The organism is Paracoccus versutus (assembly GCF_000763885.1).
Lineage (GTDB): Bacteria > Pseudomonadota > Alphaproteobacteria > Rhodobacterales > Rhodobacteraceae > Paracoccus > Paracoccus versutus.
Map to the genome: position 1 here is coordinate 1 of NZ_JRKO01000002.1, position 18036 is coordinate 18036.

The following is an 18036-nucleotide window of genomic DNA, read 5'->3' on the forward strand; positions in this document are numbered from 1 at the left end:
GGTCGGCGGCCAGCGGCGGGCCGGGGGTTTCGGCGCGTTCGGGGACATGGCTTTCGCGCGGCAGCGGGCGGCTGATCGCAGCCGTGCCGAAGCGCGCCGCCAGCCGGTCCACCAGCCGCGCCAGCGCCAGCCCCTGGGGCGCGGCGCCGTCCAGGCCGGGCTGGGCCTGGGCCAGCGGCTCGACCGCCTCGGCGGCCAGCCGGATCAGGTCGAAGCCATAGCCGGGGTCCAGCCGCTCCAGCCGGCCGTCGAACAGGCGCAGCAGGTGGCCGGGATCGCGCGTGGGCGCAGCCATGGCGACGCGGATGTCGCGCCGCTCGCCATCGACGCGAAAGACCGACAGGCACAGCCGCCGGCAGCCGCGATCCGCCGCCGCCATCTGCGCGCAAAGCGCCTCCAGCAAGCCGGGCAGCCAGTCGGATGGGTCCATCACCGGCTCGGCCAGCCGGGCCTCGGCGCTGTATTCGGGCTCGGGCTCGGGCGCGTCCAGCGGTTCGGCCGCCCGCCCCAGCGCCTGGTCGAGCCGGACCAGCGGGTTGTCCTGCGGCAGGGCGCGGGCAAAGCGGCGCATCAGCGACAGGCGCGGAATGGCGGCCAGGTCGCCGATGGTCCTTAGCCCCAGCCGGCGCAAGAGCAGCAGGGTCTCGTCCGACAGCCGCAGCCCCGCGACCGGCAGCGGCGCTAGCGCCGGCAGCGGATCGGTGCAGATCGCGCGCTCGGGGCCAAGGCGGGCCAGCGCCCAGGCCGCGCCGCGCGTCGGCGCCAGCGCCAGCCCGGCCGTCAGCCCGGCGCGGGCGAAGCCGGCCTGGATCTGGGCCAGCATCGCCGCCTCGCCGCCGAACAGATGCGCGGCGCCGGTGGTGTCGAGGACGATGCCGTCATCGCCGTCGGGCGTGCTGTATGGCCCCCAGCGTCGCGCCCAGAAGGCCAGCCGCGCCAGCCTGGCCGCGTCGCGGTCGGGCTCGGCCGGCTCGATGCGCAATGCGGGGCAGATGGCGCGGCAATCCACGGCGCGGGCGCCGATCCGGGCGCCCGCCTGCTCGGCGGCCCGGTTCGCGGCATGGATCACGGGCCCATGCGGGCCGGGCGCGGCCAGGGCCAGCGGGATCTCGTCAGGCCAGGCGTCGCCCCGGCGCGCGGCCCGGCTCTGCCAGCTCTCGATCGCGAGGCGGGGCAGAGAAATCGAGACGATCCGCCGCCCGGTCATGGCGCGCCACCCAGGTCGAGGGGGGCCGGCCGCGCGCCCGGAACAGTTCCGCCAGCCAGCGCGGCTCGCCCGGCGCCTGCGGGTCGTCCGGGTCGGGGACCGAGGGCAGCGGCGCCAGCCGCCAGCGCATCCGCGCCGCGCTGGGTTCGGGCCGGGCGGCATGGCGGATCAGCCAGCAGGGCAGGCCCGCCGCCTCGGCCCGCAGCGCAAGGCGGCGGCTGGCGGTAAAGCTCAGCGCCGGGGCGGGGCCATGGATCTCGCCCACCACGGCGGCAAGGGCGCGGCCTTGCAGCCCGTCCTCCAGCGCGGCCAGCACATCGGCGGGGCGCGTCAGGTCCAGCCGCAGCAGATCGCGGCCCATGCCGGGCAGGAAGGGGGCGCCGAACTCGGCCCGGCTCAGCCGGTCCTGCGCCCAAAGCACCAGCCCCGGCGGCAGGGCGGCCAGGACGAATCCAGGCGCCGCCCCCGCCAGCGGACGGGTGCCGAAGGCTTCGGACAGGGTCGGCGCGGTCGGCTGCGGCGCCGCGGGGACTGGCGCCCGTCCGAAAGGCGCCACCCCGGATGGGAAAGGGCGAGCGGACATGGTTTCAGTCAATGTGTTCCTGATTTGTTCCTATCCCTTGTCCAGGGATTCGTCAATCCGGCCGCGCCAGGGAACATTGCACCGCCAGCGCGGTTGAGACCCCTGACGCCAGAGATGCAGGAGGAAAGCACCATGGCCCATGCAAGCCGCAAGAAATTCGGGGCAGGGCAGCAGGATCAGGGCAAGGGCGACGCCTCGGGCGGCATGACCCCCGGCACGGCCGAGAACCTGCCCGAGAACGAGGTTCTGTCCAACCGCGACACCGCGCGGCATTCGCAGCAGCGCGGGCTAGACAGCCGGCATGTGCAGAACCAGCAGCACCACGACCACGCCGGCAACCGCGAGCACGCGGAGGGGGACGACCTGCCCGACCGCCGCCCGGATGACGGGCCCATCCGCGACGAACCCTGATGGCGCCGCGTTCCTTCTGGAAGGGCTATCTGAAGCTGTCGCTGGTCACTTGCCCGGTGTCGATGATGCCGGCCACCGGCGAGGGCGAGAAGCTGCGCTTCCACACGCTCAACGCCCGCACCGGCAACCGCGTCGTCAGCCGCTATGTCGATGCCGAGACCGGCAAGCCCGTGGCCGAGGAGGACGAGGTCAAGGGCTATCCCCGCGGCGAGGACGACCACGTGCTGCTGGAGGATGACGAGATCGCCTCGGTGGCGCTGGAAAGCGCCCGCACCATCGACATCGACATGTTCGTGCCGGCCGATTCGATCGGCTGGATCTGGTATGACAAGCCGCATTACCTGGTGCCGGACGATCCCATCGGCGAGGAAGCCTATGGCGTGATCCGCGACGCCATGGGCGCGACCGGGACGGTGGGCATCTCGCGGCTGGTGCTTTACCGCCGCGAGCGCGCGGTGATGCTGGAGCCGCGCGACAAGGGCATCGTGCTGTGGACCCTGCGCTATGGCGACGAGGTGCGGCCCGAGGCGGATTACTTCGACCGGATCGGCGACGAAAAGGTCGATGCCGGGCTGCTGAAGCTGGTCACGCGGCTGATCGAGGAGCGCAGCGTGCCCTGGGAGCCCTCGCTGGTGGCCGATCCGGTGCAGGAGAAGCTTCTGGACATCATCGCGGCCAAGACCAAGGGACGCAAGCGCGCGGCCAGGGCGAAGCCCGAGGCGCCGGCCACGGCGGGCAATGTCATCAACATCATGGAGGCGCTGAAGAAAAGCATCGCCTCGGAAAGCAAGCCCAGGCGGCGCTAGCCGGCCTTCCGGCGGCGGCTGCGCGGCGCCTCGAGCGGTGCGGCGGCGGCGCGGAACCCGTCCCAGGGGTCCGAGCCCAGCGTGGCCAGCCGCGTCGGCATGTTCTGCAGGGTGAACCAGGCCGGGCCGATGCCGGCGTCCAGCTCGTCCCAGCGCAGCGGGGCCGAGACGGCGGCGCCGGGCCGGGCGCGGGTGGAATAGGCGGCGACGGCTGTCGCGCCGCGCTGGTTGCGCAGATAGTCGATCAGGATCCTGCCCCGCCGCCGCGCCTTGCTGATGGTCGAGACATAGCGGCCGGGATCGTCGGCGGCCATGGCATCGGCCAGTGCCTTGGTGAAGGCCTTGACCGCCGGCCATTCCGCCTGCGGGCGCAGGGGCGCGACCACATGCAGCCCCTTGCCGCCCGAGGTCTTGACGAAACCGGCAAGGCCGTGATCCTCGAGCCGCCGGCGCAACTCCCGCGCCGCCTCGACCACCAGCGGCCAGGCGACGCCTTCGCCGGGGTCGAGGTCCATGGTGATCATGTCCGGCCGTTCCCAATCGGCGGCGGTCGCGCCCCAGGGGTGGATCTCCAGCGCGGCCGATTGCACCAGCCCCATCAGCCCGTCCAGATCCTCGATGCCGATCAGCGGCTCGCCCTGCGGCTCCTTGGGATCGCGCAGCAGCGAGATATGCGGGTTCAGCCCCTTCCAGGCGTGCTTCTGGAAGAACCGCTCGCCGTCGATGCCGTTCGGGCAGCGCAGCAGCGCCAGCGGCCGGCCGGTGATCCAGGGCGCGATCCAGCGCCAGACCTCGGCATGGTAATCGGCAAGCCCTTCCTTGGTCACGCCTTCCTCGGGCCAATAGAGCCGGTCGGGATGGGTCAGCCGCACCCGCCGCCGCTGCGGCGCCGGGTGTTTCGCGGCAGGCTTCGCGGTTTCGCGCACGATCTCGGCCGCGGGCTTGTCCTCGCGCAGGCCGCGGAAGGCGGCGTGGCGCAGGTGGCCGTCGGCGGTCCAGGCGCGGAACTCGACCTCGGCCACCAGTTCGGGGCGGACATAGCGGGCCTGCCGCGCCTCGTCGGCGGTCAGGCGGGCGGCAAAGGGGCTGTCGGGGATGCGCATCCGCTCCAGCCGGCGGAACAGATCCTCGGCCACGGCGGCGGAAAAGCCGGTGCCGACGCGGCCGACATGCTGCAAGCCGCCCTGTTCGTAAACGCCCAGGATCAGCGAGCCGATGGCGCGGCGCGACACCGAGGAGGGGACATAGCCCGCGACCACGAATTCCTGCCGGGCCGAGCATTTCGACTTGATCCAGGCCCGGCCGCGCCCGGCGCGATAGGGGCCGTCGCGCAGCTTCGACACGATCCCCTCGAGGCTCAGCCGGCAGGCATGGCGCAGGACCAGTGCGCCGCCTTCGTCGAAATGGGTGCTGAACCGCAGGATGCCGCCTTCCTGGCCCAGAAGCCGGGCGAGCAGCGCCTTGCGCTCGACCAGCGGCACCCTGCACAGGTCGTATCCGTCCAGATAAAGCAGGTCGAAGGCGTAGAAGGCGAAGCGGTCGGATCGCCCGGCGCTGAGATCGGCCTGCAGGGCCGAGAAATCCGAGGCGCCGGCATCGGTCTCGACCACCAATTCGCCATCCAGGATGGCCGTGCCCACGGGCAGGTCGCGCAGGGCGGCGGGCACGGCCTTGCCGAAGCGCGTCGTCCAGTCCAGCCCGCTGCGGGTCAGAAGCTTGACCCGCCCCGCCTCGATCCGCGCTTGCAGGCGGTAGCCGTCGAACTTGATCTCGTGCAGCCAGCGTTCGCCCTGCGGGGCGGCCGAGGCCAGCGTGGCCAGCATCGGCTCGACGAAACCCGGCATCGCCGCCTTGCGCGCGCCCTTGACCGCCGCCGGTTCGGGCGGCTCGGGGTCCGGCTCCGGCGCGGCCCTGGGCTTTTTCGCCCGCCCGGCCGGCTTGCGGATGCGCCCGGTCTTCGAGGACCAGCCCGGCGCCTCGCCCGCGACATCGGCGATCTGCCGGCCGGTCTTGACCGATTCCGGCCGCTCGTCGAGGATGTCGGGCGCGTCCTTTGTCCGGGCGAATTCGTCCTCGCCCTTGATCAGCAGCCAGTTCTCGCGCTTTTCGCGCGGCTTGCCGCGCATGCGGACCAGATGCCAGCGGCCATGCAGCTTTTCGCCATGAAGGGTGAATTCCAGATGGCCCTTGGCATAGCCCTGATGCGGATCGCCGACCGGCGTCCAGGTGCCGCGGTCCCACAGGATGACGGTGCCGCCGCCATATTCGCCCTTTGGGATGGTGCCCTCGAAATCGCCATATTCCAACGGGTGGTTCTCGACATGCACCGCCAGGCGCTTTTCGTCGGGCACCAGGCTGGGCCCCTTGGCGACGGCCCAGCTTTTCAGCACCCCGTCCAGCTCCAGCCGGAAATCGTAATGCAGCCGCGTCGCCGCATGTTTCTGGACCACGAAGGCGTCGCCGCCCTTGCGGATGCGCCCGCCCTTGGGTTCCGGCGTCGCGGCGAAATCGCGTTTCTTGCGATAGGTCTCCAGCGCCATGGCTCAGCCGTCGCGTTGCTGAAAGCGGCCGGACCACGGGACGCGCAGGCCCGCTGCCGGCCGGTCCTGCCGCCCGATTGGCGGGTTGGTTCGGGCCTTTGCGGCAAGCGGTGGTCTCATGCTGGGGCCTCATTCCGGTTGAGGGGGCGTTCCGGCAGGGGGATTTTCCAAACCCCCTGCGCCGGCCTTGGTTCCCGTGCAAGGCGCAGGACCAAGCGAAACCGAGGCGGCCCGTTCGGCAGCCGTCCAGCCCCCGCCGTGTCCGGCAGCGGGGCCGCGACCGCCAGGGGCAGGGCCGCCTCGACCCCGGAAACCGCCGGCCGCGACCGGGACCGCCACCGCTTTTGCGATTGCGTCCCGACTTGTCGGGGCACGAGAGGGACATCGCTTGAGCCGGCCTGTGCTTCCAGGGTGAATGTGAACCGGCCAAGCGCGCGAATGTTCCCGCAAATGCGCGGTCAGCCGCCCACCAGCCCCCAGCCCCGCTTCAGATCGGCCCGGAACCGCCTGCGCCCGGTCTCCCGCTCGGCCGCATCGCGGATGCGCAGCAGCCAGGAGGGATGGATGGTCACGATCATCGGCATGCCGCCCTCCAGCCGGCGGATCTCGCCACGCAGGGACGAGATCGTCGCCGGTCGCCCCAGCAGGCTGCGCACCGCCGTCGCGCCCATCGCCACCAGGACGGCGGGGGCCACCAGCTTGAGTTCCTGCCCCAGCCACCATTTGCAGCGGTCGATCTCGCCGGCATTGGGGCGGCGGTGCAGGCGGCGCTTGCCGCGGGGCGCGAACTTGAAATGCTTGACGGCATTGGTGACGAAGACCTGCCCGCGCGGGATGCCCGCCTCGGCCAGGATCTGGTCGAAAAGCTGCCCGGCCGGACCGACGAAGGGGCGGCCGGCAAGGTCTTCCTTGTCGCCGGGCTGTTCGCCCACCACCATCATCCGCGCCTGCCGGTGCCCTTCGCCCGGAACGACCTGCGTGGCGTGGAGATAAAGCGGGCAGCGCGTGCAGGCCGCCTCGGCCTGGGCCAGTTCGGCCAGCGAACCGGCCTCAATTTCCGCGGTGGACATGCGCCGCCTCCTTCTGCGTCCCGCGGCCCGGCGGCCTGGACGCACGCAGCCGGGCGGCGTGGAAAAATCCCATGGCTTTCATCCCGTCCATGTCGGGGCCAACCTTCCGGCCGCGGCTTTGTTCCACCGCCCGCGCGACCCTTGCGAGCCGCGCGCCAAGCGCCTAGAAGGCGGGGCAGCCTTGCCAGGGGAAATGCCATGCTTGACCATCTGACCTATACCGCCCCCGAACCGAAAACCATCCAGGGTGCGAAACAGGACTGGGAACTGGTCATCGGGCTGGAGGTCCATGCCCAGGTCGCCTCGAACGCCAAGCTGTTTTCCGGCGCCTCGACCGGCTTCGGGGCCGAGCCGAACAGCCATGTCGCCTTCGTCGACGCCGCCATGCCGGGGATGCTGCCGGTCATCAACGAATTCTGCGTGGCGCAGGCGGTCAAGACCGGGCTGGGCCTGAAGGCGGCGATCAACCTGGTCTCGGCCTTCGACCGCAAGAACTATTTCTATCCCGACCTGCCGCAGGGCTACCAGATCAGCCAGCTCTATCACCCCATCGTGGGCGAGGGCGAGGTGATCGTGGACATGGCCCCCGGCGTCGCCCGCCGCGTCAGGATCGAGCGCATCCACCTGGAACAGGATGCCGGCAAGTCGATCCACGACATGGACCCGAACATGTCCTTCGTGGACCTGAACCGCACCGGCGTCGCGCTGATGGAGATCGTCAGCCGCCCCGACATCCGCGGCCCCGAGGAAGCGGCCGCCTATGTCGCGAAACTTCGCCAGATCATGCGCTACCTGGGCACCTGCGACGGCAACATGCAGAACGGCAACCTGCGCGCCGACGTGAACGTCTCGGTCTGCGCGCCCGGCGCCTATGAGCGCTACCAGGAGACCGGCGATTTCAGCCATCTCGGCACCCGCTGCGAGATCAAGAACATGAACTCGCTGCGCTTCATCCAGGCCGCCATCGACTACGAGGCCCGCCGCCAGATCGCCATCATCGAGGACGGCGGCAAGGTGGTGCAGGAAACCCGGCTCTACGACCCCGACCGGGGCGAGACCCGCTCGATGCGCTCCAAGGAAGAGGCGCATGACTACCGCTATTTCCCCGATCCCGACCTGCTGCCGCTTGAGATCGAGCAGGGCTGGGTGGACGAGATCGCCGGCGCGATGCCGGAACTGCCGGACGAGAAGAAGGCGCGTTTCGTCACCGAACTGGGCCTGTCCGAATACGATGCCGGCGTGCTGACCGCCGAGGTCGAAAGCGCCGACTATTTCGAGCAGGTCGCCGCCGGGCGCGACGGCAAGCAAGCGGCGAACTGGGTCATCAACGAGCTGTTCGGCCGGCTGAACAAGGAAGGGCTGAGCGTCGAGACCTCGCCCGTCTCGGCCGCCCAGCTGGGCGGCGTGATCGACCTGATCGGCTCGGGCGCGATCTCGGGCAAGATCGCCAAGGAGCTGTTCGAGATCCTGTGGACCGAAGGCGGCGATCCGGCCCAGATCGTCGAGGCGCGCGGCATGAAGCAGGTCACCGATCTGGGCGCCATCGAGGCGGCGGTGGACGAGATCATCGCCGCCAATCCGGCGCAGGTCGAAAAGGCGCGGGCCAATCCCAAGCTGGCCGGCTGGTTCGTGGGCCAGGTGCTGAAGGCCACCGGCGGCAAGGCCAACCCGGCCGCGGTGAACGAACTGGTGGCCAAGAAGCTCGCCCTGGCCTGATCCGCCGCGGACAGCCGGCCCACGCCGCGGCGCGGCTTGGGCGTGGCAGGGCAAGGGGCCTTTCCGGCCCCGCCCAGCCGCGCAAGGGCAAGCCCTTCGGCCGTTTTCCGCCACGTGGTCCGGCCTATCGGCAAGCCTCCGCCATTCCCGCCCGGCATGAAAAAGCCCGCATCTTTCCGCCGCGTCTGCGGTCTGCAGCAGCCTTCAATAGGGGCCAGCGGGAGATTGCCCATCCTGGGCGATATGCTCGTGCTGCGGCGTCGAGTTTGGTTATCAAGATCAGACCCCTGAGGGCGCCCTCAGCCATCGTTCAGGATGGCTGGCACGAGGTCTGGCCCGAGATAGACAAGCCGTCTGGCTGGCATCCGGGCCGGCAGCTGCTGATACCGGAGCCGTTTCGCGACTGGCCGCCTCGTCCCGCATCGCAGGCGGGTCATCCTCGGATGACCTTGGCGGACACTCCCCATGGAAAAGGCCCCGCGCCGGAACGCGGGGCCGTGGTCAGGCGGGGCCGGGGATCACTCCTCGACCGTCACCTTGACCATGTAGTCGGGCTCGACCACCGCGCCATTGGCGGCCGGGTCGCCCTTCTTGATCGCGTTCAGCACGTCCCAGCCGTCGACCAGCTGGCCGACCACGGTATATTGCCCGTCCAGGAAGGTCGCCGGCGCCAGGTCGATGAAGAACTGGCTGTTGGCGCTGTTGGGATCCTGCGCCCGCGCCATGCCCACGGTGCCGGCCTGGAAGCTGACATCGTTGAACTCGGCCGCCAGGTCCGGCATGTTCGAGCCGCCCATGCCCGCCCGCGCGGTATCGCTGCCGTGCTTGCCGAATTCGACATCGCCGGTCTGGGCCATGAAGCCGTCGATCACGCGATGGAACACCACCCCGTCATAGGCGCCCGATTTCGCCAGCGTCACCAGGCGCTCGACATGGTTCGGCGCCTTGTCGTTGTAAAGGTCCAGCACGATCCGGCCCTTGGCGGCGCCCTTGGAATCGGCCACCTCGATCACCAGGTTCGGGCCCGGCCCGTCGGTGACGCCCGGCAGGCCCTCGGCCAGGACGGGATGGGCGGCGGCGCCGGCGGCCAGCACCAGGGCGGGAACCAGCAGCTTATTCCACATCGGCCGCAACCTTCACCGAGATCATCCGGTCGGGATTCGCCGGCGGCTCGCCGCGGGCGATCTTGTCGACATGCTCCATGCCCTCGATGACCCGGCCATAGACGGTATACTGGCCGTTCAGGAAATGGTTGTCCTTGAAATTGATGAAGAACTGGCTGTTGGCCGAGTTCGGGTTCATCGAGCGCGCCGCGCCCAGCGTGCCGCGGTCATGCGGCAGGCGCGAGAACTCGGCCGGCAGGTCCGGCAGGTCCGAGCCGCCGGTGCCGGCGCGGCCCGGATTGTAGTTGTTCTCCATGTTGGCATGTTCCACGTCGCCGGTCTGGGCCATGAAGCCCTCGATCACGCGGTGGAAGGCCACGTTGTCGTATTTCCCGGCGCGGGCCAGTTCCTTCATGCGCTCGGCATGTTTCGGCGCCACGTCGGGCAGCAGCTCGATCACCACCGGGCCGTCCTTCAGCTCGATGATGACCGTGTTCTCGGGATCCTTGATCTCGGCCATGGGGGGTCTCCTTCTGATGGCTTGGGCAAAGGCATAAGCGTTTCGCCCCGCCCAGACAACGCCCGCCGGCGCCGCGCGTTTCGCCGCATGCCCGGCTTCTGCCGCCGGTTGACGAAAATGTCATGATGCGGGAAAACCCCGGCGGGGGACGGTCAGCCCAACATGAAAGGGACATGAGCATGGCGGATTTCAACACGATCGACGACCTGGAGCTTGACGGCAAGGTGGTGCTTGTCCGCGTGGACGTGAACGTCCCGGTCGAAAACGGCCAGGTCAGCGATGCCACGCGGATCGAAAAGATCGTGCCCACCGTCAAGGACATCCAGGCCAAGGGCGGCATCCCGGTGCTGCTGGCGCATTTCGACCGCCCCAAGGGCAAGCGCGTGGACAGCATGAGCCTGAAGGTGGTGGTGCCCTCGCTCGAGCGCGCCCTGGGCCAGGAGGTCAAGTTCGCGGACGAGGCCATCGGCGGGCCGGCCAAGCGCGCCGTGGCCGACCTGAAGCCGGGCGATGTCCTGCTCTTGGAAAACACCCGCTTCTATCCGGGCGAGGAAACCAACGACGCGACCTGCGCCGCCTCGCTGGCCGCCCTGGGCCAGGTCTATGTCAACGACGCCTTCTCGGCCGCGCATCGGGCGCATGCCTCGACCGAAGGGATCGCGCGGCTCCTGCCCGCCGCGGCCGGCCGGCTGATGGAGGCGGAGCTGAAGGCGCTGGACGCCGCGCTCGGCAATCCGCAGCGCCCGGTCGCGGCCGTGGTCGGCGGCGCCAAGGTCTCGACCAAGCTCGACCTGCTCGGCAACCTGATCGAGAAGGTGGACCACCTGGTCATCGGCGGCGGCATGGCCAACACCTTCCTGGTCGCCCAGGGCATCGAGGTCGGCAAGTCGCTGGCCGAGCGCGACATGGCCGATACCGCGCGCGAGATCATGGCCAAGGCGGAAAAGACCGGCTGCACCATCCACCTGCCGGTGGACGTGGTGGTGGCGCGCGAATTCAAGGCCGGCGCCGACAGCGAGACGGTGGCGGCGGACGCCTGCCCGGCGGACGCGATGATCCTGGACGCCGGCGCCGCCACGGTGGCGAAGATCCGCGAGGTCTTCGAGGCCAGCCGCACGCTGATCTGGAACGGCCCGCTCGGCGCCTTCGAGATCCCGCCCTTCGATGCCGCGACCAATGCCGCGGCGCAAGAGGCGGCGCGGCTGACCCGCGAGGGCAAGCTGATCTCGGTCGCCGGCGGCGGCGATACGGTGGCGGCGCTGAACAAGGCCGGGGTCTCGGGCGATTTCACCTTCATCTCGACCGCGGGCGGCGCCTTCCTGGAATGGATGGAGGGCAAGGAATTGCCCGGCGTGGCGGCCCTGCAAAAGCGCTGAGCCCTGCCTGACGGGCTGCGAAAGGGCCCTTTGCGGGGCCTTTTCCGCCCGGAAATCTTGGGCCTTAAATCCTGGGCCTTAAATCCTGGGCCTTGCCGGATTGGCGCATCCGCGTCGGCGGCAGGGGGCACGGATGCGTCCCCTGCCGGCTGCGGTCAGTTCCCCTCGGCCGGCGCGGCTTCGCCGGCCGGCACGACCGGCGCGGTCGCGGCGGGCGGCGCATTGCGCGAGACGTCGCGCGAGTCGGTGTCGAGGAACAGGATGTAGAGAAAGGCCCCGATCGAGACCACGAAGGCCAGTCCCAGCACCAGGAAGAAGGGCCGGTTCTGGCGGATCTGTTCGGGAATGCCGTCGGGGCCTTCGTTCGCCATTGGAAATTCCCCCCAATTGCCCCTCCGTTCCAGCGCAAGAGCAACGCCCGGCGCCGGCAGGGGGTTCCGTTAGCGCAATCGCGATTGCCCTTGCCGGCTGGTCTGTTAATCAGCCCGCATTCAGACATGGAGTTCCCGATGCAGATGACCGATACCGTCCGCAAGATCCTCGCCAATTACGAGGGCGAAGCGCCGGGTGTGAAGGCACAGCTGGCCCGCATGCTGATGACCGGCAAGCTGGCCGGCACCGGCAAGATGATCATCCTGCCCGTGGACCAGGGGTTCGAGCATGGCCCCGCGCGCAGCTTTGCGCCGAACCCGGCCGGCTATGACCCGCATTACCATTACCAGCTGGCGATCGACGCCGGGCTCAACGCCTATGCCGCGCCCCTGGGCATGATCGAGGCGGGCGCCGACACCTTCGCCGGCCAGATCCCCACGATCCTGAAAGTGAACTCGGCCAATTCGCTGATGTCGGACACGGCCGGCAAGAACCAGGCGATCACCGCCTCGGTCGACGATGCGCTGCGGCTGGGCTGCTCGGCCATCGGCTTCACCATCTATCCGGGCTCGGACATGGCGCTCGACATGATCGAGGAGATCGTCGAGATGCGCAAGGAAGCCGCCGCCAAGGGCGTGGCGACCGTGATCTGGTCCTATCCGCGCGGCGAGGCGATCAGCAAGGACGGCGAGACGGCGATCGACATCGCCGCCTATGCCGCCCAGATCGCGGCGCTGATCGGCGCCCATGTCATCAAGATCAAGCTTTCGACCGACCACCTGGAACTGGGCGAGGCGAAAAAGGTCTACGAGGCCAAGGGCATCGACATTTCGACCCAGGCCAAGCGCGTGGCGCATTGCATGCAGTCGGCCTTCAACGGCCGCCGCATCGTGGTGTTCTCGGGCGGGGCGGCCAAGGGCGCGGATGCGGTCTTCGACGATGCCCGCGCCATCCGGGACGGTGGCGGCAACGGCTCGATCATCGGCCGCAACAGCTTCCAGCGCTCGCGCGAGGATGCGCTGGAGATGCTGGGCAAGCTGGTGGACATCTACCTGGGCAAGGCCTGATTGCCGTGGGGCTCTGCCCCACACCCCGGAGTATTTTCAGAACGAAGAAGGGGCGTCCGGTTCGGGGCGCCCTTTTCCTTTGGCCTCGGAAGCCCTAGGTTCTGCGCCACAAGCAGAAGGATGGGTGCATGTCGTTTTTCTCGAAGCTGCGCGACCGGCTGACGCGGTCCTCGTCGAAGATCGGCGCGGGGCTGGACGAGATCGTCTCGGACGGCGCCGGCGAGGAAAAGCCGGCATCGGCATCCGAACGGCCCGCCGGGCTGGCGCCGGCGCCCGCCCCGGCGGCGCAGCCCATGCCGGCCCCGGTCGCGGAGCCCCAACCCACCGCCGATCCTGCCGCATCGCCCGACGCGCGTCCGGGGATGCTGGGCCGCATCTTCGGCCGCGCGCCCGCCATTGCCGAGCCGCGCCGCGAACTGGACGACGAGATGCTGGAGCAGCTCGAGGAGATGCTGATCCAGGCCGACATGGGGGTCGAGACGGCGCTGCGCGTCACCGCCAATATCGCCGAGGGCCGCATGGGGCGCCGCATTTCCGCCACCGAGCTGAAGGAGCTTCTGGCCGGCGAGATCGCCCGCATCATGACGCCGGTGGCCAAGCCGCTGCCGCTTTATCCCAAGCGGCCGCAGGTGGTGCTGGTGGTGGGCGTGAACGGCTCGGGCAAGACCACGACCATCGGCAAGCTCGCCAGCCAGTTCAAGGCGGCGGGCAAGAAGGTGGTGATCGCCGCGGGCGACACCTTCCGCGCCGCCGCCGTCGAGCAATTGCAGGTCTGGGGCCAGCGTGCCGGCGTGCCGGTGATGACCGCGCCCGAGGGCACCGACCCAGCAAGCCTTGCCTTCGACGCCATGACCAGGGCCGAGGCCGAGGGCGCCGACCTCCTGATGATCGACACCGCCGGCCGCTTGCAGAACCGCCAGGACCTGATGGAGGAACTGGCCAAGATCGTGCGCGTCATCCGCAAGAAGGACCCCAGCGCACCGCACAACACCCTGCTGGTGCTGGACGCCACCACCGGCCAGAACGCGCTGAGCCAGGTCGAGACCTTCCGGAAGCTGGCCGATGTCTCGGGCCTGGTCATGACCAAGCTGGACGGCACCGCGCGCGGCGGCGTGCTGGTAGCCCTGGCCGACCGTTTCGGCCTGCCGATCCATGCCATCGGCGTGGGCGAGCAGATCGACGATCTCGACGCTTTCGACGCCCGCGAATTCGCCCGCGCGCTGGTCGGGCTCGGGGACTGACCCCGGCTTCTTCGTTCTTCAAATACCCATGCGACCGCACAACCGGCGCGGGCGTCACGGCTTGACGAGATGCGCGTCCGTCCTGGTGTCCTCGACCGGCGCCACATTGCCCGCCGGGTCGGCCATGGGCTCGACCACGTCCTGCGGCGGCGTAAAGGGCGCGGTCAGCTCGGCGGTTCCCGCCTGCTTGTCATAGATGCAGACATAGCGGTCCACCCCGCCATCGGCCAGCGTGGTGATCAAGAGCGCTGCGCCATAGCTTTCCGAGCCGAAGGGGTTGACCTCGATCGCCGTCTCGCCCGCCTCGGGCGCCAGCGCCGTGCAGGCGCTCTCGACATCCTTGCGGAACTGCTCCCAGGCCTCTTCGGACGAGGCCAGCGCGGGGCTTGCGGACAGGATCAGCATCAGGGCGGCCAGGCGCATCATCTTTCTCCCTTGGCGGTGCGGGACATCAACGCTTCCGCCCGGCCGCGGGTTTCTAAAGCCCGAGCCGCGCCGCGAAATCGCGCACCTCGGCCTCGTCCCCCGCTGCGCGCGAGCGCAGAAGCGTCGCCTGCGAGCGCAGGATCGGTTCCTCGCCGATGATCTTCAGGTGATTGGCCCGCAGCGTCTCCCCGGACGAGGTGATGTCGGCGATGGCCTCGGCGGTCAGGTTGGCCACCGTGCCCTCGGTCGCGCCCTGGCTGTCCACCAGCTGGTAATCCGCGACTTCCTCGGCCGAGAGCCAGGCGCGCACCAGCCGGTGATACTTGGTGGCGATGCGCAGGCGAAAGCCGTGTTCGGCGCGGAAATCGCGGGCGATGGTGGCGAAATCGTCCAGCGTTTCGCAATCAGACCAGCAGGCCGGCACGGCGAGGATCAGGTCGGCATGGCCGAAGCCCATCGGCGCCAGTTCCTCGACATGGCTGCGCCAGCCCGCCAGCTTCTCGCGGATCAGGTCGGTGCCGGTCACGCCCAGGTGGATGCGGCCGGCCATGAGTTCGCGCGGGATCTCGCCCGCCGACAGCAGCACCAGCGCGACATTGTCCGCCCCATCGACCCGGCCGGCATATTCGCGGTCCGAGCCGGCGCGCGACAGGGTCACGCCACGGGCGGCGAACCAGTCGAAACATTGCTCCATCAGCCGCCCCTTGGACGGCACGCCCAGCCGGATCATCCGATGCCTCCCAGTTCATGGACCAGACCCGGCCGGATGATGCCGCCGACCGCGGGGATCGAGCGGCCCTGCGCCTGTCCCAGCACCGCCGCCAGCGCGTCGTAGCGCCCGCCCGAGGCGACCGGCGGCCAGTCCGCGCGCCCCGCCGCGGCAAAGCTGAAGGTCATGCCGTCGTAATATTCCATCGTGTGCCGGCCGTGGCTGGCGTCGAAATGGATGGCGCCCACGTCGATGCCGCGTGCCGACAGCGCCGCCAGGTTGCGCTCCAGCCGGTCCACGGCCTCGGCGATGTCGGGGATCTCGGCGGCGAGGGCGCGGAGCTGCCGCAGCGCCTCGGGCGCCGGGGCCTCGATGGCGAAAAGCCGCTCCAGCCGCTCGACCCATTGTGGCGGCAGCGGGGCCTCGGCGGCGTCGCTGCGCAGCCGGTCGATGCGGGCCTGCATCTCGGCCGGCGAACGCAGCCCGGTCCAGGGCGCGGCGCTTTCGGGAAACTCCCGCGGCTCGGCCGGGGCGGCAAAGCGCGCGAGCGCCTTGGCAAAGCGGTGCGGCCGCCAGATGTGATGCAGAAGCGCGGCGCGGCGGGCGCCGGACAGCGGCAGGGCGCGCACCGCATCCATCAGCAGGTCCATGTCGCCCATGCTGGCCTGCAGTCGCAGGGGCGCGAGGATGTGGTGGAAGAGGGCAAAGACCTCGGCATCGGCCTCGGGGTCGCGGGCGAAAAGCTCGAAGCCGGCCTGCAGGTATTCGTTGTCGCGCGGATGCTCGGGCCGGGTCTCGCCATGGTCCTGCTTGCGAAACACCTCGCCCAGGTAGCAATAGCGGGCGGGCTCGGCGCCGTTCGCCATATGCATCTGCACCACCGGCACGGTGAAGTCGGGGCGCAGCATCATCTCGCCCCGGATCGGGTCTTGCGTCACATAGGCGCGGGCGCGGATGTCTTCGCCGTAAAGGTCCAGCAGCGTCTCGGCCGGCAGCAGCAGGTCGGGCGCCACTTCCTCGGCGCCCGCGGCGCGAAAGGCGGCCAGGATCTGCTGGCCGATGGCCTGTTTCTCGCGCTTGCTCATCCCAGGATACGCCGGACTTCCGCGACCAGGTCGGCGCGGGCGACCTCGGTCTGGGCGGGCTGGGCCTTCCATTCCTCGTGGCTGGCCTCGGCGGCGATCCTGGCGCCGAGGACCAGGTCCTTGACCTGCACCACGCCGCGCGCCGCCTCGTCCCCGCCCTGGATGACGGCGACGGGGGCATTGCGCTTGTCGGCATATTTCAACTGGTTGCCGAAGTTCTTGGGGTTGCCCAGATAGACCTCGGCCCGGATGCCGGCCTGGCGCAGCTCGGCGGCCATGGCCTGGTAATCGGCCATGCGCTCTCGGTCCATGACGGTGACGACGACCGGGCCCTGCGCGGTCCCGCCCATCAGCCCCTTGGCGCGCAGGGCGGCGAGCAGGCGGTCCACGCCGATGGAAACCCCGGTTGCCGGCACCTTCTGGCCGGTGAAGCGTTCCACCAGCCCGTCGTAGCGCCCGCCGCCGGCGACCGAGCCGAACTGGCGCTTGCGGCCCTTGTCGTCCAGGATCTCGAAGGTCAGCTCGGCTTCGAAGACCGGGCCGGTGTAATAGCCCAGGCCGCGCACGATCGAGGGGTCGATGACGGCGCGATCCTCGCCCACGCCCATGGCGGAAAGCATCTCGGCGATCTGGGCCAGTTCCTCGACCCCCTCGGCGCCGGTGGCCGAGGCGCCGACGGCGGCGCGCAGGTTCGAAAGCGTCTCGGCGTTGTCCGCGCCCTTGGAGGTCAGGAAGGCGAGGACCGGCCCGGCCTGTTCGGGGGCCAGCCCCACGCCCTCGATGAAGGCGCCGGAATCGTCCTTGCGGCCGGTGGTCAGAAGCTGGCGCACCCCGTCCTCGCCGACCTTGTCGAACTTGTCGATGGTGCGCAGCACGTCGTCGGCGGGCTTGCCCTGCGCGACGCCCATGGCCTCCAGGATGCCGTTCAGCACCTTGCGGTTGTTGATGCGGATCAGGTAGTCGCCGCGAGCGATGCCGGCATGTTCCAGCGCCGCCGCCAGCATGGCGCAGATCTCGGCATCCGCCGCGACCGAGGCCGAGCCCACGGTATCGGCGTCGCATTGGTAGAACTGGCGGAAGCGGCCGGGACCGGGCTTTTCGTTGCGCCAGACCGGGCCCATGGCATAGCGGCGATAGGGCGAGGGCAGGTCGTTGCGGAACTGCGCGGCGACGCGGGCCAAGGGCGCCGTCAGGTCATAGCGCAGCGCCAGCCAGTCGCCGGAGCCGCCGCCGGGGACGTCCGATTCCTGCCAGGCGAAGACGCCGGCATTGGGCCGGTCCACGTCGGGCAGGAACTTTCCCAGCGCCTCGACGGTTTCCACGGCACTGGTTTCCAGGGGCTCGAAGCCGTGGCGATGATAGATCTCGGCGATGCGGTCCAGCATCTGCTTGCGTTCGGTCACGTCCGCGCCGAAATAGTCGCGGAACCCCTTGGGCGTCTCGGCCTTGGGACGGGGCTGTTTCTTCTGATCTTTCGCCATGGTTTGCCTCGGGCTTTTCCATGCGGCGGTCTAGCGGATGGAGGATGGATGGACAAGCAGACGCAGGAACGGATCGAACGGCTGGAGGAGGCTGCGGCCTATCTGGCGCGCAGTGTCGAGGATCTGTCGGGCATCGTCGCCCGGCAGGAAGCCCAGATCGCGCGGATGGCGCGCCATGTCGGCCTGTTGATGGAGCGCGAGGCGGAACGCGAGGCCGAGGCGGGGACCGTGCCCCTGGCCGACCAGCGGCCGCCGCATTGGTGAGGGGGTAAGGGGCGCTGCCCCTCGCCCCCGTTCCGGGGGCTCACCCCGGAGTATTTGGA

General features: G+C 69.8%; 18 protein-coding genes. 7 read left to right on the forward strand and 11 right to left on the reverse strand.

Annotation, left to right across the window (positions count from 1 at the left end; genetic code table 11):
* Together IT40_RS01060 and IT40_RS01065 are read right to left on the reverse strand one after the other, a co-directional pair.
* Positions 1-1207, reverse strand: a 1207-nt coding sequence (locus IT40_RS01060) for a Y-family DNA polymerase (protein WP_036749391.1), incomplete at its 3' end; no start/stop codon positions are given.
* Complete coding sequence (locus IT40_RS01065; RefSeq protein ID WP_036749394.1) at positions 1113-1790, reverse strand: hypothetical protein; 678 nt, start codon at positions 1788-1790, stop codon at positions 1113-1115. The genes IT40_RS01065 and IT40_RS01060, both read right to left, overlap by 95 nt.
* Before the next feature lie 132 nt (positions 1791-1922).
* On the opposite strand from IT40_RS01065, the gene IT40_RS01070 reads away from it, so the two are divergent.
* On the forward strand, positions 1923-2201 hold the full coding sequence (locus IT40_RS01070; protein ID WP_243700109.1) for a hypothetical protein: 279 nt from the start codon (positions 1923-1925) through the stop codon (positions 2199-2201).
* Positions 2201-3007 (forward strand): non-homologous end joining protein Ku, encoded by an 807-nt coding sequence (gene ku / locus IT40_RS01075; RefSeq protein WP_036749396.1) that lies wholly within the window; start codon positions 2201-2203, stop codon positions 3005-3007. Before IT40_RS01070 ends, ku begins: the two co-directional genes overlap by 1 nt.
* Here the strand turns inward: ku and ligD are convergent.
* Positions 3004-5547 (reverse strand): DNA ligase D, encoded by a 2544-nt coding sequence (gene ligD, locus IT40_RS01080; RefSeq protein WP_036749399.1) that lies wholly within the window; start codon positions 5545-5547, stop codon positions 3004-3006. The two genes, ku and ligD, sit on opposite strands and share 4 nt — an antisense overlap.
* Positions 5548-6005: 458 nt before the next feature.
* On the reverse strand, positions 6006-6617 hold the full coding sequence (locus IT40_RS01085; RefSeq protein ID WP_036749402.1) for a UdgX family uracil-DNA binding protein: 612 nt from the start codon (positions 6615-6617) through the stop codon (positions 6006-6008).
* A gap of 198 nt (positions 6618-6815) precedes the next feature.
* On the opposite strand from IT40_RS01085, the gene gatB reads away from it, so the two are divergent.
* Positions 6816-8333: an Asp-tRNA(Asn)/Glu-tRNA(Gln) amidotransferase subunit GatB gene (gene gatB, locus IT40_RS01090; RefSeq protein ID WP_036749405.1), complete on the forward strand. Its 1518-nt coding sequence runs from the start codon at positions 6816-6818 to the stop codon at positions 8331-8333.
* A gap of 518 nt (positions 8334-8851) precedes the next feature.
* On the opposite strand, the gene IT40_RS01095 is transcribed toward gatB, so the two are convergent.
* Together IT40_RS01095 and IT40_RS01100 are read right to left on the reverse strand one after the other, a co-directional pair.
* Complete coding sequence (locus IT40_RS01095; RefSeq protein ID WP_036749408.1) at positions 8852-9457, reverse strand: peptidylprolyl isomerase; 606 nt, start codon at positions 9455-9457, stop codon at positions 8852-8854.
* Positions 9447-9956: a peptidylprolyl isomerase gene (locus IT40_RS01100; RefSeq protein ID WP_011748208.1), complete on the reverse strand. Its 510-nt coding sequence runs from the start codon at positions 9954-9956 to the stop codon at positions 9447-9449. Before IT40_RS01100 ends, IT40_RS01095 begins: the two co-directional genes overlap by 11 nt.
* Before the next feature lie 179 nt (positions 9957-10135).
* Here IT40_RS01100 and IT40_RS01105 point away from each other — a divergent pair, with 179 nt between their 5' ends.
* Positions 10136-11332: a phosphoglycerate kinase gene (locus IT40_RS01105; RefSeq protein WP_036749716.1), complete on the forward strand. Its 1197-nt coding sequence runs from the start codon at positions 10136-10138 to the stop codon at positions 11330-11332.
* A gap of 155 nt (positions 11333-11487) precedes the next feature.
* Here IT40_RS01105 and IT40_RS01110 read toward each other — a convergent pair whose 3' ends face one another.
* Positions 11488-11703 (reverse strand): hypothetical protein, encoded by a 216-nt coding sequence (locus IT40_RS01110; RefSeq protein WP_036749412.1) that lies wholly within the window; start codon positions 11701-11703, stop codon positions 11488-11490.
* Between the two features lie 138 nt (positions 11704-11841).
* On the opposite strand from IT40_RS01110, the gene IT40_RS01115 reads away from it, so the two are divergent.
* Positions 11842-12771: a class I fructose-bisphosphate aldolase gene (locus IT40_RS01115; protein WP_036749719.1), complete on the forward strand. Its 930-nt coding sequence runs from the start codon at positions 11842-11844 to the stop codon at positions 12769-12771.
* A 128-nt stretch (positions 12772-12899) separates the two neighbouring features.
* Entirely contained in the window at positions 12900-14012 is a 1113-nt protein-coding gene (ftsY, locus tag IT40_RS01120; RefSeq protein ID WP_036749415.1) for a signal recognition particle-docking protein FtsY, read from the forward strand.
* A 54-nt stretch (positions 14013-14066) separates the two neighbouring features.
* Here the strand turns inward: ftsY and IT40_RS01125 are convergent, their stop codons facing one another.
* The 4 genes from IT40_RS01125 to hisS are packed head-to-tail and all read right to left on the reverse strand — an operon-like array spanning position 14067 to position 17713.
* Entirely contained in the window at positions 14067-14438 is a 372-nt protein-coding gene (locus IT40_RS01125) for a hypothetical protein (RefSeq protein ID WP_240540459.1), read from the reverse strand.
* A gap of 52 nt (positions 14439-14490) precedes the next feature.
* A complete protein-coding gene (gene hisG / locus IT40_RS01130; RefSeq protein WP_036749418.1) occupies positions 14491-15168 on the reverse strand; it encodes an ATP phosphoribosyltransferase in 678 nt (225 codons plus the stop codon).
* Positions 15165-16232 (reverse strand): ATP phosphoribosyltransferase regulatory subunit, encoded by a 1068-nt coding sequence (locus IT40_RS01135; protein ID WP_036749423.1) that lies wholly within the window; start codon positions 16230-16232, stop codon positions 15165-15167. The genes hisG and IT40_RS01135 overlap by 4 nt, the downstream gene beginning before the upstream one ends.
* The gene (hisS, locus tag IT40_RS01140) at positions 16229-17713 is read right to left on the reverse strand and encodes a histidine--tRNA ligase (RefSeq protein ID WP_036749426.1); all 1485 of its coding nucleotides are present in this window, start codon (positions 17711-17713) and stop codon (positions 16229-16231) included. The genes IT40_RS01135 and hisS overlap by 4 nt, the downstream gene beginning before the upstream one ends.
* Positions 17714-17761: 48 nt before the next feature.
* On the opposite strand from hisS, the gene IT40_RS01145 reads away from it, so the two are divergent.
* Positions 17762-17977 (forward strand): SlyX family protein, encoded by a 216-nt coding sequence (locus IT40_RS01145; RefSeq protein ID WP_036749428.1) that lies wholly within the window; start codon positions 17762-17764, stop codon positions 17975-17977.
* The last annotated feature ends 59 nt before the right edge of the window (positions 17978-18036 follow it).

Excerpts from the sequence above, each read along its gene's own strand:
- IT40_RS01065 (WP_036749394.1), bottom strand. The coding sequence starts at position 1,790 with ATGTCCGCTCGCCCTTTCCCATCCGGGGTGGCGCCTTTCGGACGGGCG.
- IT40_RS01070 (WP_243700109.1), top strand. The coding sequence starts at position 1,923 with ATGGCCCATGCAAGCCGCAAGAAATTCGGGGCAGGGCAGCAGGATCAG.
- ku (WP_036749396.1), top strand. The coding sequence starts at position 2,201 with ATGGCGCCGCGTTCCTTCTGGAAGGGCTATCTGAAGCTGTCGCTGGTC.
- ligD (WP_036749399.1), bottom strand. The coding sequence starts at position 5,547 with ATGGCGCTGGAGACCTATCGCAAGAAACGCGATTTCGCCGCGACGCCG.
- IT40_RS01085 (WP_036749402.1), bottom strand. The coding sequence starts at position 6,617 with ATGTCCACCGCGGAAATTGAGGCCGGTTCGCTGGCCGAACTGGCCCAG.
- gatB (WP_036749405.1), top strand. The coding sequence starts at position 6,816 with ATGCTTGACCATCTGACCTATACCGCCCCCGAACCGAAAACCATCCAG.
- IT40_RS01095 (WP_036749408.1), bottom strand. The coding sequence starts at position 9,457 with ATGTGGAATAAGCTGCTGGTTCCCGCCCTGGTGCTGGCCGCCGGCGCC.
- IT40_RS01100 (WP_011748208.1), bottom strand. The coding sequence starts at position 9,956 with ATGGCCGAGATCAAGGATCCCGAGAACACGGTCATCATCGAGCTGAAG.
- IT40_RS01105 (WP_036749716.1), top strand. The coding sequence starts at position 10,136 with ATGGCGGATTTCAACACGATCGACGACCTGGAGCTTGACGGCAAGGTG.
- IT40_RS01110 (WP_036749412.1), bottom strand. The coding sequence starts at position 11,703 with ATGGCGAACGAAGGCCCCGACGGCATTCCCGAACAGATCCGCCAGAAC.
- IT40_RS01115 (WP_036749719.1), top strand. The coding sequence starts at position 11,842 with ATGCAGATGACCGATACCGTCCGCAAGATCCTCGCCAATTACGAGGGC.
- ftsY (WP_036749415.1), top strand. The coding sequence starts at position 12,900 with ATGTCGTTTTTCTCGAAGCTGCGCGACCGGCTGACGCGGTCCTCGTCG.
- IT40_RS01125 (WP_240540459.1), bottom strand. The coding sequence starts at position 14,438 with ATGATGCGCCTGGCCGCCCTGATGCTGATCCTGTCCGCAAGCCCCGCG.
- hisG (WP_036749418.1), bottom strand. The coding sequence starts at position 15,168 with ATGATCCGGCTGGGCGTGCCGTCCAAGGGGCGGCTGATGGAGCAATGT.
- IT40_RS01135 (WP_036749423.1), bottom strand. The coding sequence starts at position 16,232 with ATGAGCAAGCGCGAGAAACAGGCCATCGGCCAGCAGATCCTGGCCGCC.
- hisS (WP_036749426.1), bottom strand. The coding sequence starts at position 17,713 with ATGGCGAAAGATCAGAAGAAACAGCCCCGTCCCAAGGCCGAGACGCCC.
- IT40_RS01145 (WP_036749428.1), top strand. The coding sequence starts at position 17,762 with ATGGACAAGCAGACGCAGGAACGGATCGAACGGCTGGAGGAGGCTGCG.